The 15579-nt window shown below is 61.4% G+C and carries 9 protein-coding genes; 3 read left to right on the top strand and 6 right to left on the bottom strand.

Translation table 11 applies throughout. The annotated features are described in order from the left end of the window. Positions 1 to 18 precede the first annotated feature (18 nt). Positions 19 to 360 (top strand): hypothetical protein, encoded by a 342-nt coding sequence (locus CLV84_RS10425; RefSeq protein WP_104419736.1) that lies wholly within the window; start codon positions 19 to 21, stop codon positions 358 to 360. 344 nt (positions 361 to 704) lie between these two features. On the opposite strand, the gene CLV84_RS10420 is transcribed toward CLV84_RS10425, so the two are convergent. From CLV84_RS10420 to CLV84_RS10395, 6 genes are all read right to left on the bottom strand, one after another. Next, positions 705 to 3242 carry a T9SS type A sorting domain-containing protein gene (locus tag CLV84_RS10420; protein ID WP_170067662.1) on the bottom strand — a complete coding sequence of 846 codons (2538 nt, stop codon included), beginning with the start codon at positions 3240 to 3242 and terminating at the stop codon, positions 705 to 707. A 313-nt stretch (positions 3243 to 3555) separates the two neighbouring features. Further along, positions 3556 to 4926 carry a serine hydrolase domain-containing protein gene (locus CLV84_RS10415; protein WP_104419734.1) on the bottom strand — a complete coding sequence of 457 codons (1371 nt, stop codon included), beginning with the start codon at positions 4924 to 4926 and terminating at the stop codon, positions 3556 to 3558. 132 nt (positions 4927 to 5058) lie between these two features. Continuing rightward, positions 5059 to 5373, bottom strand: a complete 315-nt coding sequence (locus tag CLV84_RS10410; RefSeq protein WP_104419733.1) for a hypothetical protein — start codon at positions 5371 to 5373, stop codon at positions 5059 to 5061. 224 nt (positions 5374 to 5597) lie between these two features. Continuing rightward, on the bottom strand, positions 5598 to 5786 hold the full coding sequence (locus tag CLV84_RS10405) for a hypothetical protein (RefSeq protein WP_104419732.1): 189 nt from the start codon (positions 5784 to 5786) through the stop codon (positions 5598 to 5600). Between the two features lie 390 nt (positions 5787 to 6176). Beyond that, positions 6177 to 7256: a PorP/SprF family type IX secretion system membrane protein gene (locus CLV84_RS10400; RefSeq protein ID WP_170067661.1), complete on the bottom strand. Its 1080-nt coding sequence runs from the start codon at positions 7254 to 7256 to the stop codon at positions 6177 to 6179. Next, a complete protein-coding gene (locus CLV84_RS10395) occupies positions 7256 to 12034 on the bottom strand; it encodes a PKD domain-containing protein (protein ID WP_104419730.1) in 4779 nt (1592 codons plus the stop codon). The genes CLV84_RS10400 and CLV84_RS10395 overlap by 1 nt, the downstream gene beginning before the upstream one ends. Positions 12035 to 12267: 233 nt before the next feature. On the opposite strand from CLV84_RS10395, the gene CLV84_RS10390 reads away from it, so the two are divergent. Together CLV84_RS10390 and CLV84_RS10385 are read left to right on the top strand one after the other, a co-directional pair. Then, positions 12268 to 12945, top strand: coding sequence for a Rossmann-fold NAD(P)-binding domain-containing protein (locus CLV84_RS10390; RefSeq protein WP_104419729.1), 678 nt, complete (start codon positions 12268 to 12270; stop codon positions 12943 to 12945). A 234-nt stretch (positions 12946 to 13179) separates the two neighbouring features. Beyond that, positions 13180 to 15561, top strand: a complete 2382-nt coding sequence (locus tag CLV84_RS10385; RefSeq protein WP_104419728.1) for a TolC family protein — start codon at positions 13180 to 13182, stop codon at positions 15559 to 15561. Positions 15562 to 15579 lie beyond the last annotated feature (18 nt).

Genomic DNA, 15579 nt, shown 5'->3' with positions numbered 1-15579 from the left:
CACGGCCCAAATTACGCCATGCCAGGGAACGATTATTTCGGATGGGATAGCCGCCCCGTTCCCCAGGCCAAACCCGGCAGCTACCGCAGCAAGTACGGTACCGGTGGTGGAGAAAACGGTTGCTCGCCACCCGCGAGCGGATGGATCACTCCGGCCGCCTCGGACGTGGCAAAGCCTACGCGAACGAGGGGCCCGTGGAGCAGCTGGAGCATGCCCCGCCCCTGCCGATTCACCGTCGACCGGCAGCCCTGGACCGCCCGGCAGACGGCGGACATGCTGCGGCATATTCAGGCTAATCCCGCCCGTTTCGCAAGTAGTTTACCGGAAGCGCTGCTGGGCCCGCTCCAATCCCGGGCCTGACTATCTGCCCCCGCGGAGGCCGGGAAGAAGCACGAATCGACCCAGCTCGCCGAACTCCTACAGCCGGTCGCCGCCCTTCGCCCGGGACGAGGCCTGGTACCTGGCCGTCGACTTCACCACCATCACGGCTACCGGCTGGATGCATGTAAGCAAACTGTCGGCAACGGTCTCCGCTCCGCATAAATTCCGGCGGCAAGCGGGCCGTAGGAAGTTTAGGGCAACATACGATTGGCTGCTGCAGTCCCTCTACCAACTTCGGAGTGTAAGTCGGAAGTATGGGTAACCAAAACCGATATTAACCCCTGATGGAGGGTTTACCTACCCCAAAAACAATACCGATCCATTTACCGCACCATCACCCGGCGGCGGGCCACCGGGCGTCCCTTATCACTAACCACGAGCAAGTAACCACCAGCGGGAAGATCTCCCAGCGACAGCGTGTGGCCATCACGCACCCCCCGCACCGTCTGTAAGCGTCGACCGGAAATATGGTATAGCGCCAGGTCATAAGGCCCCACCGACGTCGGTAGCGTAACGGTCAGTTGATCGCTGGTGGGATTAGGATATATCTCGATGGGTATCCCGTCAAAACCTAGTGGGGTCTTATCGGATAACAAGATATCGGCTTGCCTTAAATAGGTGCCACAGCGGTGCGAATCCGACCCCAGATACTGCAACGTCACCGCCTGGGGGCCAGACTGGGTGTTGATCGAGTCAAGGTGAAACGGTACATCCTCCACGTAGACGGGTCCAGGCGTTGCATCCAAGCCGGCCTCGTCGAAGCCGCAAGCGTCATTTCCCTGAAAACGCGCGAAGGTAGACAGTCGTTGACGGAACAGCCCACAGCTGTCGCGAAAGCCCTTCAGCACATCCGATGTTTCCGATCCCGAGGTATTGCTATCCCGGCGGGCGCCCGGTTGCCGGACCATCTCCGCGGGGAGCCGTGAATGAGCAAAGGTGAAGACCGTGTCCAGCGCAAAGGGTACGGTAAGGCCCTGCTCCACCCGGTAGAGATCGGCCGTCACTTCGTAGCTGTATTCTCCCGCCCGGGAGGAATCCACCGTCAATATGACCACGGTGGCAAAACTCGCGGCAAAGCCTCCCCGGCCAACGAAAGGTTCACCCAGGTAGCCCGGATTCGAGGCCGCGATCTGAAAGGTGTCTCCTACCTGCGCCAGGCCGTAGCTGCTGGCGGAAGGTAGTTGGACACCCAGGGCCGGTTCGCTCACTCCCGCCAGGGTGAGGGGTGATCCTGCTTGTCCGATTCGGTAGAAACGGCTACCGTCTACCAGTCCGGTACGTTTCCCGATGGTCACCGTGGGGCCGACGACCTCCCCGTCTTCCGAAAAGAAGCCGATGGACTTCAGGGTATCGGTCATGCCCAGCACCGTAGCCGGTGTTACCGACAGAACCTCCGCGTAGAGGTCCGTCCCGGCACTGTCCCGGGCCAACCAGCGGGTGCCCACCGCGGCGGAATGGTAAAGGACGAGTTGAGAACCCGGACCAAAGTGCATGACCGTGCTGTCCGGTGTCTGGCAGACGCGGTAGCCGAAGGGTGAAGGCACCTTGACGACACATATTCCATCCGCAACCTGCACTTCCTCCAGGGAGCCGTACAAATCACCACAGCCGAGGCTATCGAGTCGTACGCCATAAAACTGGCTGTCGAATCCATAGGTACGCGAACGAAAATCCGGATTTTCATATAGATACTGTACACCGGGGCGGAACAGCTGGTAATCAGTCGGCAGGTTCGTTGGCGGGGGTGCCACAACATTGATGGATACGGTACGCAGCGTGGCCAGTGCCGGAGGGCCGTTATCCTCCGCCCGGAGCACGACGAAGTAGGCCTGGTTGCTGATGTCGGCGGTGGTCGTGGCCCAGCGGAAGGTTTTCCGGATACGGTCGGGCTGCTCATCAACTTCTTCGGATAGGAAAGTAGCCGGGTTGTTGGCCAACTGGAAGGGGCGGCCTCCGGCCGTCAGCTTCACCTGCTGATCCTCGGAAACGGGCGCCGTAGCAACCACTTCAAAGGCTACTACCTCACCGGCTACCACGTGGATCGCTTCCCGGACCGATTCAATGACTGGGGGGGCATTCGCGCAATCGTCAATGAATACCTGCATGTCGCGGAGGAGGGTATCCAAAGGAATGCCGTTGCGGAACGACTTGACGAGGTAGGCCAGGGTGTACTCGCCGGGTACCGTGGGAGTATCCCAGGTAATCTGTCCGGTACGGGGGTCGATTTGCAGACTGCCGTTGCCCCCGTCGATCCGGTCGGGTAGAACGTAGCTGGGGATGGGTATACCGGGTCCGACGGTCGGCGTGGTGAATTCGAAGGCCAGGCTGTCTCCGTCCACGTCGAAGGCCCCGGGATTATGCGTCCACACGGAACCGATGCAGCCATTGTCGACCGGGTCCTGCGTCAATTCGGGTGAATTGTTACACCCGTTGAGGGTCGGATCGACGAGGGCGAAGGAAGTAAGTACGCTGAACGGGATGTTTACCGACGGAGCCCCGATATTTCGCACGTTCCGGACGCGATTCACGTCCTGGAAGCTTAGCTCGTAGCGGCCGAAGGAGGGGTACCGGTGGCACATGCGGTATTCGTTGCGTTGGATTCCGGGTGTAGCGGTAGGACGGATGCTGGTCCGCCGGATCATTTCCTGCGCTCCGTCGCCCCAGTTGAGTAGCATGCTGTCACGGTCCACTTCCGTCTGAGCGACGTCGGTGTAGGTGATAACCGTAGCGCAGGCCGTAAGCGGATCGGAGGCCGTTCCACAGCCGGTGGCGCGTACGATGATCTCGCCGGCGCGGTTATGAGTAGCCGACAGTAAGGAAGGGAGCAAGGCTAAGGCGGGGAGCAAAAAGCGCAGGTTCATTGAAATTCGGGTATTAAGTGCTGGTGGGGGGATGGAAGACGGAGGCGACATCCCGAAAATAAGCCTTTTCCCCTATGGGGCGAGGGCCAAAATGTGGTAAGCGTACCGTGGGATCCGGTCCGCAAACTGCTGGGTCGACCTGGAATTTACAAGGCTTTGCTATACGCCTCGACCATTGGGGATGGTGCAGCCAGGTCAATAATCGCGGTTGCCCTCCTGCTCAAAGTGAAGCATGACGCAGAAAACTACTACCCTCCGAAGGTAAGCGGATTTACCTACGCCTCATGTCGGTTACCCCCCTTGAACCCAGGATTTAGGGCACCCTTCGGAACGCGAACGCCCCACCCTGGTAAGCGGTAAAACCCACCACGGCGCCCTGCTCCCGCGCAAAGACCATGCTGAGATCGACCCGCGGGGAGGAAAAGGTGTCGGGGCCGTCGCCGTAGACCGATACGTCACTTGCGGGATTATCGGGGAAGTGGACAACCAGTACGCCTTCGTGTAGCTTAATGTCGATCTGCTTTTCGGTGGGCCCTTCGAGGATATACCGCCCTACGTAGTCCTGCAGTACGTGGGGAGCGAGTTGTCGGTAGTAGGCAATGGGTGCTTCGAGGAGGTGACCGGCGACGAATCGGGCGATGTTTTCCGTGTTGGCAAAGGCGCTGTTGGCCAGCACGCAAACGAAGACGTCCGGTTTCGGCAGGTACATCGCTGCGCTGGTGAAGCCGTACATGTTGCCCCCGTGGTGGATTAGGCGGTGACCGTTCCACTCGCCGACAAAGAACCCGTAGCCGTAGCCCGTGCCGGCTTTGTCGGTCGTCTTCTTCTCCCGGATCAACTGACTGACGATTCGTTTGGAGAGGTGGGTCGGTCGTTTTAACTCGTTATTCCAACGGTATAGATCTCCCAGGGTGGAGACGATGCCTCCGGCCGCGTACACCGTCGAGCCGTCGATTGGGGGGGAGCGCACCTGTTCGCCGGCAGCATTCAGCCGGTACCCTACCGGGACGGGGGGGCGCTCGCTCGAATACCATAGCGAGGTATGGTCCATCCCGAGCGGCGTGAAAATAAAGCGTTCGAAGTACTCGGCCAGTGGTATGCCAGTTACGCGCTCAACGACCAATCCCAGTAGCGGGTAATTCGAGTTGCTGTAGGCAAATTCCGTTCCCGGCTCGAAGTCGAGGGGGCGATCGCGGTAGTAGTCGATCAACTCCTCCGGGGTGTGCACGGTAGCCAGCTTATCAAACTCACTCTCGTCCACGTCGAAAAATTCCGGTATACCGGAAGTCTGCGATAGCAGCTGGTGAATCGTTATCGGGTATGGCTTTTCGGGAAACCCGCTCACGTAGGCCCGAATGGGATCGTCAAGCCTGACCCGCCCTGCTTCTACGAGCTGGAGTACCGCGGCGGAGGTGAACTGCTTGGTCATGGAGCCGATCTCGAAAATCATCTCCGTCGATAGCTCGACGTTGTTTTTGATATCGGCCAGTCCGTAGCTTTTTCTGAATACGATCTTATCCCCCTTGCTGGCCAGTACGGCGATCCCCGGGCCGGTCGGGGGATATTCAGCGGCAAGGAGACTGTCGACGGAGCCATAGCCACCCGTAATGGCTGTTTGTCCGGAGACCCGGATAGCGGATATGCTCACCAGGAGGCAGATAAGCAGGCAGTGCCGGAGCATCATGGTTTTCTTCCCAAAGTAGGGTTCAAGAGGCAGCTACGTCGATTCTTAACACCACTTTAAGCCGGTTCCGGCTTCGCTCACCGACGGGGATCGTAGGAATCGAAACCCAAGTCGCGGGAGAACGATGCAGTTTTACCCGTTATCGTCAGGCTCCTTGTCAAACATCCGGCGCACTTCCTCCATGTACTGGTCGGTTTTCGGGTTGAGCCAGACGTTGTTTTCGTCGAATCGCTCCCGGAGCGTAGGTGCGCACAGCGACATCATCAGGCGCTTTAGGTGGCCGAGGACGATGCTCCGGTCCGAAAGCTCGCTGTCATCTTGATAGCGGCAATGAATGACATGGTACAAAGCTTCGAGTTCTTGCCGACAGTGGTGCAAGGGATGGTCATCGGACAACTCGCTAACGGCAAGGGGGTGAGGGTCGGAAGTCACGGGATTTTCTTTCATGCTTTCGGGGGTATAGGCGCAGTCGCAATGGTTTTGGATACAGATACGGCGGCTGTAAGGTATCGAGATGGCCAATGTTGTGTTTTGTCCCAACATTTTCACCGATTCCATTTATTTACTCCTCCGGTTCGGGTAATACAAGTGCGCACTGTCAACCCGATACTTCCTTACGCTTTCGCAGGTGAGCTGATTAATCCGGGAAGTCGACATTTTCGACAATTGCTTCATCGGTGAAAGCCAGGTCGGGGCGTGAGTTCCAGCTGGTCCGCATCCTCGATGGAAAACTCGGCTTCCAGCGGAGAAGTGTCGGTCGGTTGATCGGCAATGGCTAGTTGCGGCTCTTCCCGTTCGCAGGCGGTTAAGGACAGCAAGCCCACCAGACTGGTGCGGGTGAAAATTTTGGGAATACGCATCGTGCTTTGGATTAATGTGTGAAGAAATGTTCCACAAAGCACGGTTCCAACCTTCCTGAAATCCTCCCGAACGTTCACGGGATTCTAACGGCGGTATCGTGATTACGTAACAGCTTTGGATGGCCCGCACCTCCCCGATCCACAGTTGCACCCGGTCCGTTACCCGCCTAAACGTCCATGGGGTAGATCCCATCCGGACCGGAGTAGCCCGTGGCACGGTAGCGGCGTCGGATTGGATTCCGTAGCGGTAAGTCCCTCACCAGCCGGGCACGGATCAGTCCTCGATCCCGCTTACTGCGTGATCTTCGTTCCCCCTGCCGCAGCAGTTTTTTCCGTTGTCGTGGCCCGGATACTTGGACTTGGTACGGCACCGCTTGCGATTCCCCCTCCCTAAAAACTAGGACAAAGCAAGCAATCCGATGCTCCGAACACCGTAGTCAGGGAAAGCTCGATCGCGCCCGCCCCGCGGGATGAGGCGCGAAGGGAGGAAACGTTGACGTCGTAATTTATGCCCAGTTGAAAATTGCCGGCCGTTACGTGGGCGCTGGCCACCAGGGCTTCGGAATTGAATCCGGTCACGCCACGCGTGGTACGGTAGCCGCCACCAAGACTGAGGAAGGTGTCCGGCAACCGGTTGCCCCGCCCCGGTCGGTTGAAGTTGAGCATGCCCTGCAGGAAGAGCTGGTTGTGCGGGCGCTGGTAGCTGTACATCGCGAAGCCGGAAAGGCTATAGGTGGGAGAGAGCGGATAGGTAGCGTTCACGTGGGGGGTCCACCGCGCCGATAGTTGGGCGGACGAGTCGGAAGCGATCGAGGCGGGCCGGCCGTCGTCCACGAAGGTGGTCGGCGGGCGCCCAAGGTGCTTGATGCTCAGTCCGCCGGAAACGCTGGGGGCATTGCGGGTGTCCTCCAGCCAGGTAAACAGGATACCCACCCCGTAATCGAGAAAGCCGATGTTGTAGTAATCCAGCCGTTCTCCCGGAGCCGTGGGGTTACCGAACTGGTGGTCGAAGGTGAGCTGGGAGGCATCGAGGTCGTACTGTACGAAGCCTGCCTCGGCGCCCAGACTAATGGAGGTGCCACCGTAATAGCTACCGCTGAGGTTTTTGGTAAAGGCGGCACTTACCAGTCCGTCAATTCTTCGAAGCGTCGGATCGCCCTGCCAGTCGGCCAGTAGGTTGAGGCCCAGCCCGAAGTAATCCCCCCGATTATTGCCACAGATGCGGTGGTCTACGGTAGCGGCAATCGTTCGGTAGCTGGCCGTCTCCAGGAAGCTCCGCCATTGCTCCCGCGCAACGACGCCCACACGCGTCGTTGCCTGCCCCGGAATGAATCCCGTCAATGCGGGATTGAGCTGGGGCGCAACGGGGGAATAATCCGAGACGAAAGGATCCTGGGCCCGAAGCGGGCCAGTAACGAGGAGGAAAAAGACCAGCCCCGTCCAGCCGTAACGCGTAAAGAATTGCTTCATCATCGAAGGATTAAAATGCTGCCACTGATCGTTTTCTCGAAGCCGTCCACAAAGCGCACCCGCACCTGGTAGACATACTGCCCGCCCGCCACCGGCGCGTCCTGGAAGGTCCCGTCCCAACCGAAGGACGGCTCGTTCGGCGGGAAGGACTGTCTTGCGTGCAACAGCAGCCCCCACCGGTCGCGGATCTCGAAACTGACTACCTCGGCGATCGCGTCCGGGTAGGCGCTCCGCACGCGGAACACGTCGTTGCGCCCGTCACCATTGGGCGTGAAGGTGTTGGGGAGGTAGACCTCCCGATTGATCTCCACCGCCACGACCACGGTGTCCCGGTCGCTGCAACCCCGGGCGTCGGTCACGAGCGCCTCGTACCGCTGGGTGTAGTGGGGCCGGGCCACCGGGTTCGGACAATTATTGCAGCTCAGTCCGTAGGCCGGCCCCCAGCTGAATACCGGCTCGGTCGCGTTGTAGCGGGTGGTTAGTTGGACGGTATCCCCGAGTTTGAGGTATACGCTGTCCTGCAGGATGTCCAGATCCACCCGGTCCGGCTGGGCGACGACCAGGTCACGCTCCTCCAGGCAACCCAGGGCATCGGCCACTTCCAAAGTATAGACATCGGGCGCCAGGCGGTCGAAACGGCTGAGGGTGGTTCCGGTTTCCCGGTAGCCGGTACCGGTGAGCGTAACGGCGTACGGACCGGTTCCGCCACGGATCTCCACCAGGTCGACGGCCGCGTCGTTCTCCCCGTAGCAGGAAATTCCGGTGATGGAATCGATCACGACCAGGGGCGGGTTTTCGGGGACTTCCAGGCTAAAGGGAAGCACGCAGCCCCGACCGTCCGTGACGGTGACGGCGTATGCCCCGGCGGCCAGCTCGCTCCGGCGGTTACCCGAGCCACCGTCCTCCCAGCGGATCAAATACGGCGCGGTTCCCCCGGAAACGTCCAGGTCCAACGCGCCGTCCGACCCGCCAAAGCAGGTAACCGTGGTCGCCTCGGCGCCCGGCAGTACGGCCGCCGGTTCGCTAACCGTAGCGGAATCGGTCCGCACGCAACCGTTGGCGTCGGTAACGGTGATGGCGTAGAAACCCGCCGGTAAGCCCGGGTTCCGCTGGGTCACCGCCCCGTCCGACCAGGCGAAGGCGAAGGGTTCGGTGCCGCCGCCGGGCTGCCACTCCAGACTAGCGGTCTCCTGGCCATTACAGGCGATCGCATCGGGCTGGGCCAGTTCTCCCGCCACGGGCTCGTGCACGACGATCGTTTGGCTGGTCGAGTCCGCACACCCGGGACCGGTGGTCACCCGTAACCGCACCAGGTAATTTCCCGCGGCCGGAAAGGGGTGATCCGCCGCGGCGGAAAAGCCCGTCGTCCCGTCTCCATAGTCCCAGATCCGCGTTGCGACCGGTCCGGAAGAGCCATCCGCCAGCACCGCGGGTTCCCCGAAGCAGACCGCGGTATCCGCCGCCGCAATCAGGGCTACCGGGCTTTCGTGGACGATCGCCCGCTCGCTGTGCGAATCGGAGCAGAAGCCATCGGAGGCCGTGAGCGTCACGGTATATTCACCGGGACCGTCGTAGGCGTGGGTGGGTTCCATCGTGGATTCCGTACGGGAGTCACCGAAGTCCCACTGGTAGGTCACCGCCCCCGTGGTCAGGTTGACGATGTCGATCGAGTCCGGAGAACAGACCTCCGGCGACCGGATCCGAAAATCGGCTTCCGGCAAGTTGCGCACGAAGACCGGCAGCCGGGTACTATCGCGGCACCCCCGGCTATCGGTGACCACCTGGGTCACGTTGTAGGCCCCGGCCGCCGCGTAGTTGTGCACGGGCGAGCAGTCGGTCGCCGTGGCACCGTCGCCGAAGCGGTAGGTACAACTCAGGCCGTCACCCACGGCCGTGGATTGGATAGCCAGTTCGGACCCCAGACAAAGGCTATCCGTGTACGTGAATCCGGGACGGGGTGCAGGACTGACCTCCACCTCCATACAGACGGTATGGTCGCAGCCGTCCGGCCCCATACTCGTGACGGTAAGGCATACCTCGTAGCGGCCGGCGGTATCGAAGGCGTGGCTTGGGCTGTATTCCGCGAGGGGGGCGCTGCCGTCGCCGAAATCCCAGCTGGCGCGCAGGCTATCCCCGCTCAGGTTTAGGAATGTTACCGGCGCTCCGGCACAGATGGCCGCCGGAGGCTCGAAGCGGGCCGTGGGCCGGGGTACTACGCTTACGGTCTTCTCGAATACATCGGAGCCGCAGCCGAAGGCCCGTTGTACGATGCGGTACGTTCCGGGCTGCCGGTACACCACCGTAGCGTTGGGATCGCTGCCGCCGTTACCGTTCCCGAAATCGTAGCGCACCGAGACGCCCGGCGTGGCGAAGCTGGTCAGCCGCACGGTATCGTCAACGCAGACGACGGTAGGCGCCACGTTAAAGAAGGCTTCCACGTCGGTGGGCGTGAAGACGATCGGCCGGCAGGTAGTCGTGAACCCGCAATCGTTGTAGGTGGTCAGGCAGACCTCCAACGTATCGCGGGTGGCCGTTTCGTGCACGATGAGCGGGGGCAGAGAATCGGTGCCGATGATCCGCCCCCCCAGTGTCCATTCGTAGGCCGTCGGCTGCCCGATGGCGTTGTTGGCGAGCAGCACGGTATCCCCCGAGCAGTAACTGTTCTGGTCGGTGCCAAAATCGGAGGTGGGGAGTGGGCGCACCAGAATCCTTTCGCTGCTGCTACTGGTGGTACAGCCGTTCGATACCTCCAGGGTAATCTCGTACAGCGAATCCCGCATCCGGGAGGTCAGCAGCAACTCCCCGGGGTCGGTGGTATCGGCGAAGGTCACCCCGTTCAGTTGCCAGTTGTACACCAGATCGCTCCCCAGGGAGGTGTTCGTGATGATCACCGGCAGGTCGGAGCAGCGGTCGGGGTCGTAGTCCAGGGTAAATCGGGCGACGGGCGCGGGTGCAATGCTAACCGAACGCGTGAAAGTTGCCACACAGGGACCCCGGCCAACGCTAACCGTTACGTCGTAGGTACCGGGACCGGAAAAGGTATGACAGGGTGCGGGCCCCGTGGCATTGCGGCCGTCACCGAAATTCCAGGAAACGCTTTCGTAGCTGGCCGGGTCGTCGACGGAGAAGCATACCTCGTTTCCGGCGCAGGAGAGCGTTTCGAAGGCGGCGCTCAATTCCGACACCGTGACCCGGAAGGTATTCGCGCCCCCGCAGCCGGCCAACTCGCCGTCCGCCCATTCGTAGGTGATTTCGTGCTCCCCCAATCCCGCGGTCAACGGGTCAAACCGGCCGGTGGAGTCGATGCCCGTGCCGAGGAAGATCCCGCCGGCGGGCGTGGCCGTGAAGGTGACCGGACCGGCGTCGATGCACACCTCGGTGTCGTCGGGTACCGTAACCGCCGAGCTGACGATCTCCAGCGTAATGGCGTCGGAAAGCAGGCAGGGCTCGTTGCCGTAGGCGATCCGGTGGGTACCCGCAGCCAGCGTGGCGGGATCGACGGTACCGTCGAAGGGCTGACCGTCGAGGGTCCACTGTCCGCCGGGGGGAGTAGCCGTTAACCTTAACGGGCCGTCCCGATCGCAAAGCGTGGTGTCGGATTCCGCGATCACGGCGGTAGCCTGAGCGCTAATGGTAAAAGTGTCCCGCTGGGTAGCATCGCCGCAGAGTTCGTTGGCCAGGAAGGCTTCCACGAAGTAGGTCCCTTCCTCCAGCACGGGCGAGCACCCCGTTAGCGGCTGACCGTTCAGCGTATAGGTGGCCCCTTCGACGGTCGGCGTCGGGCAGTAGGCAAAGGCCTCGCAGACGTCCGGCTGGCGGTCCAGTCGGAGTACGGTTGCCGTGACCACCTCCACCTGGAAGCTGTCCCGGGCCTCGGTGGCACAGTTTTCGTTCTGACCGCTCAACCATACGGTATACCGCCCCGGCTGGGTGAAGCTGATGCGGCCGACGGCGCTGCCGCCGCCCGCGATGGTGGTACCCAGGGCGGGCTCTACGGACCACCTGCGGGAGGCGAGGCCCACCGACGCGCTCCCGTCCACGCGCAGGGTAGCCGTGCCGTCCAGGCAGATCCGGTAGGGATCGTCGTAGCCCCTCACGAAGCCGGAATCGGGCTCGGCGCGCGCGACCGGCTGGTCGATGACCCGGATCCGGCGGGTGGCCTCGTCCGTACCGCAGTCGTTTTCGACCAGGAGCTTGACGGTGTATTCACCGGTCGTAGTAAAGGTATGCCAGCCGAACTCGGTGATTGGGCTGCCGTCGCCGAAGTCGTAGGTCTTGAGGAGTCCGCTGACCGGACAGGATTCGTCCTGGAGGTAAATTTCCTCGTTGACGCAAACGACGGAGGGGAAGTTGTCAAATTTGGCTTCGGGGGGATTAAGGGCCGTCAGGGGGAAGATGCTTTCAATCGGCCGTAACTCGCCTTCGATGTAGGTGCTCAACGACACCAGTTTGCGATCGCTGACGTAGCTACACGTACCGAAGAAGCCGGTGAAATCGTAGCGGTGGTTGACGTTGAAGGAGGTGTTCGTACCGGCAAACTTTTCCGGGAGGCTACCGTCGTCCCAGTTGATTTCAAAACTGTCGATCTTCTCCGGGTAGGCCGGGTCGACCGCAACCGTCACGCAGAGGTTGATGGTCTCCGATTCCAGGCAGACGGTCTGCCCGCCCCCACACACCTGGATGGCGGGCGCGCCGGACTGGGCGTAAATCGGAACGGACGGTAAAAAGAAGAGTAGGGTTACCCAAAACAGGGGCCAACCGGAGGCTCCAGGGTTCATAGTGAGTGGTTTTCGGGGAGGCGAGCTAGGGTCCTATCGCCCTTTATGTCGTATACCACTATGAATGTAACCTGCGACGAACTATTTTCTCACCGATTGCCGCCATTTTCGTCGACGATCCACGAACCTGACCTCCGTACTCGCCCGTACCTGGCTCAAATCCACCGATTCGGGCTACCTTAAACGGCCGCTGGAATCCGGTCCGTTTTCGCACCCCCTAAACCCATCACCGCATGTCCTTTTCCACCATTCTTACGGGTTCTACCGGCATGGTCGGCCGCTCGGTGCTTCTACAGTGCCTGGAAAGCGACGAGGTATCGGGGGTGCTGGTCATCAACCGTCATCCCATCGATCTGAGCCACCCGAAGCTGAAGGAAATTATCCACCAGAACTTTTCGGACCTCTCCCCCATCGCCGAGCGGCTACGGGGGTACGATGCCTGCTTTTTCTGCGCCGGGGTATCATCGGTGGGCAAGGACGAGACCGAATACACCCGCCTCACCTACGACCTCGTAACCGCTTTCGCGCGTGATCTGAACGCCGTCGACGCCGACCTGGTCTTTACCTACGTATCCGGCCTGGGAACGGACCCGAACGGCCGGCAAATGTGGGCACGCGTGAAGGGCCGGACGGAAAACGCGCTCTTAGAAATGGGCTTCCGGGCCGCCTACATGTTCCGCCTCGGGTTGCTCCTACCCCAACGGGGCTTACCCACCCAAACCGGCTGGATCAAGGTATTGTACCGACTGCTCCGACCCGCCTTCCCCCTCCTGCGGCGGACCAGCTGGTCGGTGACCGATCGGGAGCTCGGGCTGGCCATGATCAACTGCGTCCGCACCTTGCCCGCGAAACGCATGCTCGAAAGCCGAGACATCGGTCGGCTTGCCTACGCTACCGCCGACTCCGCCTAGCCTGCGCTTCCCAACCCGTTCATAAACGTTTTTTTTCGCCTTGCGCATCGGTGGATAATTTGGCCGCGTGGGCCGTACTGGAATTTCTATGAGGGATCAGCGCGACTCCCCACAGGTCGTTTCGTCCCCGCGGGTATGGACGCAATGTGAAAGTTTATCAAAAACTATTTGGTTCTGTTAATTCCGAACTAACTAGATATGTGAGTCGTTCTTACTCCTCACACAGCCCGCATTATGCACTTTTCCGCCCCTTACCACTTTCTACCCGCCCGGTTCCATCGTGCCACGGGACCGTCCGTATTCCGCTCCTTCCTGTTGTTGGCGGGTCTGCTTTTGCTGGGCGGGGCCGCCGCCGCACAAACCCCGCTTCGCATTACGCTTGTATCAGATGCCGCCCCCACGGCAGGTGTAGGTTTGGATAGCCTGATTGGCGAGGAATTGCAGTCGCTACTGGGTACCCGATTCAAACTGCAACTCGACCGGCGGGCGCTCGGCCAGGCCGGGGATTCCGTGATCGACCGAGCGTACGCGGAAGCCGACCTAGTGATCGGTACGGGCATCGCCAGCAGCCAGGCGTTACTGGACCGAAGCAGCTATCCCAAACCCACCATTGCCGCCATTGTAGTGGACCCCACCGCCCCGGCGGACTCCGTGGGAACGGGCGTCCCTAACCTGACCTACGTGCGTTCTCCCTTCGACATCCGGCGCGACCTGGATACCCTGGCCACCCTGCACGAATACGACCGCCTCACCGTGGTGACCACCGAAAATTTCCGCGAACCGCTCGCCCTTCAGCTCGCCGATTATCCGGGGGCCGAGGTGACCGTGATCGCTGCCCAGCCTACCGCCGCGGCTACGTGGTCGCATATTCCTACCGGTACCGACGCCGTTTATTTCACGCCAGTAACGGAGGTACTTCCCGCCGCTGAGGCCCGCGAATTGCTCGGGTTGTTGAATGACGGCGGCATCGCCACGATGAGTCTGCTCGATTATCCCCTACTCGAACTCGGCGTACTGGCGGCCTACTCTTCCGAAGACAACATCAGCCGCCTCCCGCGGCGGGTAGCCCTCGATGCACTACGCATTACGGACGGGCTCGACCCGGCTACCTTCTCGACCCGCATCGAAGGCAATAACCAGAGCCTGATCATCAATATGGCCGCGGCGCGGGCGTCGGGCATTTATCCCGCCTTCGACGTGATGCGCCGGTCGGTGCTCCTGAATCCGGTTGCCGTGGAATCCGGCCCGGTACTCACTCTGGAAGGAGCCATCGTAGAAGGGCTGGCCCGTAACCTCGGCTACCGCATCGACGAGTACGAAGTGGCCCTCGCCCGTACCGACGTCGAGGTGGCGGAGGCGAACCTGCTTCCCCAGCTGGGGGTAGGGACCTCGCTGACCCTGCTCGACCCCCAAACCACGGCCTCCAGCTTCGGGCTCCAGGGCCGCTACAACTGGACCGGCTCGGCCACCCTCAGCCAGGTCATCCTCTCCGAACCCGCCTTCGCCAACGTCGCCATTCAGCGGCTACTCGCCGAAGGACAGGAAGAAGCGTTGCGCTCCAGTCAGCTGGACGTCGTACTCGACGTGAGTACCGCCTACCTCAACGTTCTTCAAAGCAAGGAGTTCCTCCGGCTCCAGAACGAAAACCTCAACGTCACCCGCGCCAACTACGACCTAGCCGTCAACCAGCGGGAGCTGGGTGCCGCGGCGGCCACCGACGTGTACCGCTGGGAGAGCGAGCTGGCCCTGGGCTCCATCAACGTCAACGATGCCGAAGCCCGGCTGGCGCAGGCCCGTTACCAGCTCAATCAGCTGCTCGACCACGACATCGACGCTGAATTTCGCCTGCCAACCTTTACCGGCCAGGATTCCCTGCTCGGCATTATCGGGGAGACGCTCCTGCCCCTGCTGAAAACCCCCCGCGACATCGACCGGCTGGCCGACTTCCTCGCCGATGAGGCCCGGCGTAACTTGCCCACCCTGCGCCAGCTCGACCTGGCCATCGCCGCCCAGGAAAGACAAGCCAAGGCCCGGGAGCGAGCGTTCTACCTCCCCGAAATCGGCGTGGAAGGCCAGTTGGGCTACCGCATCGGCAACTACGCCACCACCCCCCTGCCCGAGGAGTTCAACTTCGACTTCGCGGCCGCCGACCGGCCCTGGGGTACCTATACCATCGCGGTAGGCGCGAGCATTCCCATCTTCCAGGGAGGACTGCGCCGCGCCCAGCTCGAACAGGCCAAACTAAGCGCCCTGCAAACCGCCACCCAGCGCGAGAACACGGAAAACCAACTCGTCCAACGGCTTTACTCCAGCGTGGAAACCCTGGTCGCCAGCTACCGCAACCTCCGTCTCGCCCGCGAGGCGGCAGCGACCTCCGAACGCAATTTCGCGATCATCGAGGACCTCTACCGCAGCGGCGCCGCCAACGTGACCTCACTCGTCGACGCCCAGAACGTGGTGCTGCAGTCACGCGTCAATGCGACCAATCTCGGCTACCAGTTCGTGGCCGACTTCCTCACCGTGCAGCGGTCCACCGGCAGTTACCAGTTCCTGGCCGAGCCAGCCGAGCAGACCGCCTTTCTCCAACGCTTCCTCTCTTACCGCAACGACCAGTAATCCGTGATCTATCCCCTT

The sequence above is a fragment of the Neolewinella xylanilytica genome (assembly GCF_002934605.1).
In the GTDB taxonomy this organism is placed as follows: domain Bacteria; phylum Bacteroidota; class Bacteroidia; order Chitinophagales; family Saprospiraceae; genus Neolewinella; species Neolewinella xylanilytica.
Note: the sequence above shows the minus strand (reverse complement) of the source record. Positions and strands in the feature narration are given on the sequence as shown.

Excerpts from the sequence above, each read along its gene's own strand:
- CLV84_RS10400 (WP_170067661.1), bottom strand. The coding sequence starts at position 7,256 with ATGAAGCAATTCTTTACGCGTTACGGCTGGACGGGGCTGGTCTTTTTC.
- CLV84_RS10425 (WP_104419736.1), top strand. The coding sequence starts at position 19 with ATGCCAGGGAACGATTATTTCGGATGGGATAGCCGCCCCGTTCCCCAG.
- CLV84_RS10415 (WP_104419734.1), bottom strand. The coding sequence starts at position 4,926 with ATGATGCTCCGGCACTGCCTGCTTATCTGCCTCCTGGTGAGCATATCC.
- CLV84_RS10385 (WP_104419728.1), top strand. The coding sequence starts at position 13,180 with ATGCACTTTTCCGCCCCTTACCACTTTCTACCCGCCCGGTTCCATCGT.
- CLV84_RS10395 (WP_104419730.1), bottom strand. The coding sequence starts at position 12,034 with ATGAACCCTGGAGCCTCCGGTTGGCCCCTGTTTTGGGTAACCCTACTC.
- CLV84_RS10390 (WP_104419729.1), top strand. The coding sequence starts at position 12,268 with ATGTCCTTTTCCACCATTCTTACGGGTTCTACCGGCATGGTCGGCCGC.
- CLV84_RS10405 (WP_104419732.1), bottom strand. The coding sequence starts at position 5,786 with ATGCGTATTCCCAAAATTTTCACCCGCACCAGTCTGGTGGGCTTGCTG.
- CLV84_RS10410 (WP_104419733.1), bottom strand. The coding sequence starts at position 5,373 with ATGAAAGAAAATCCCGTGACTTCCGACCCTCACCCCCTTGCCGTTAGC.
- CLV84_RS10420 (WP_170067662.1), bottom strand. The coding sequence starts at position 3,242 with ATGAACCTGCGCTTTTTGCTCCCCGCCTTAGCCTTGCTCCCTTCCTTA.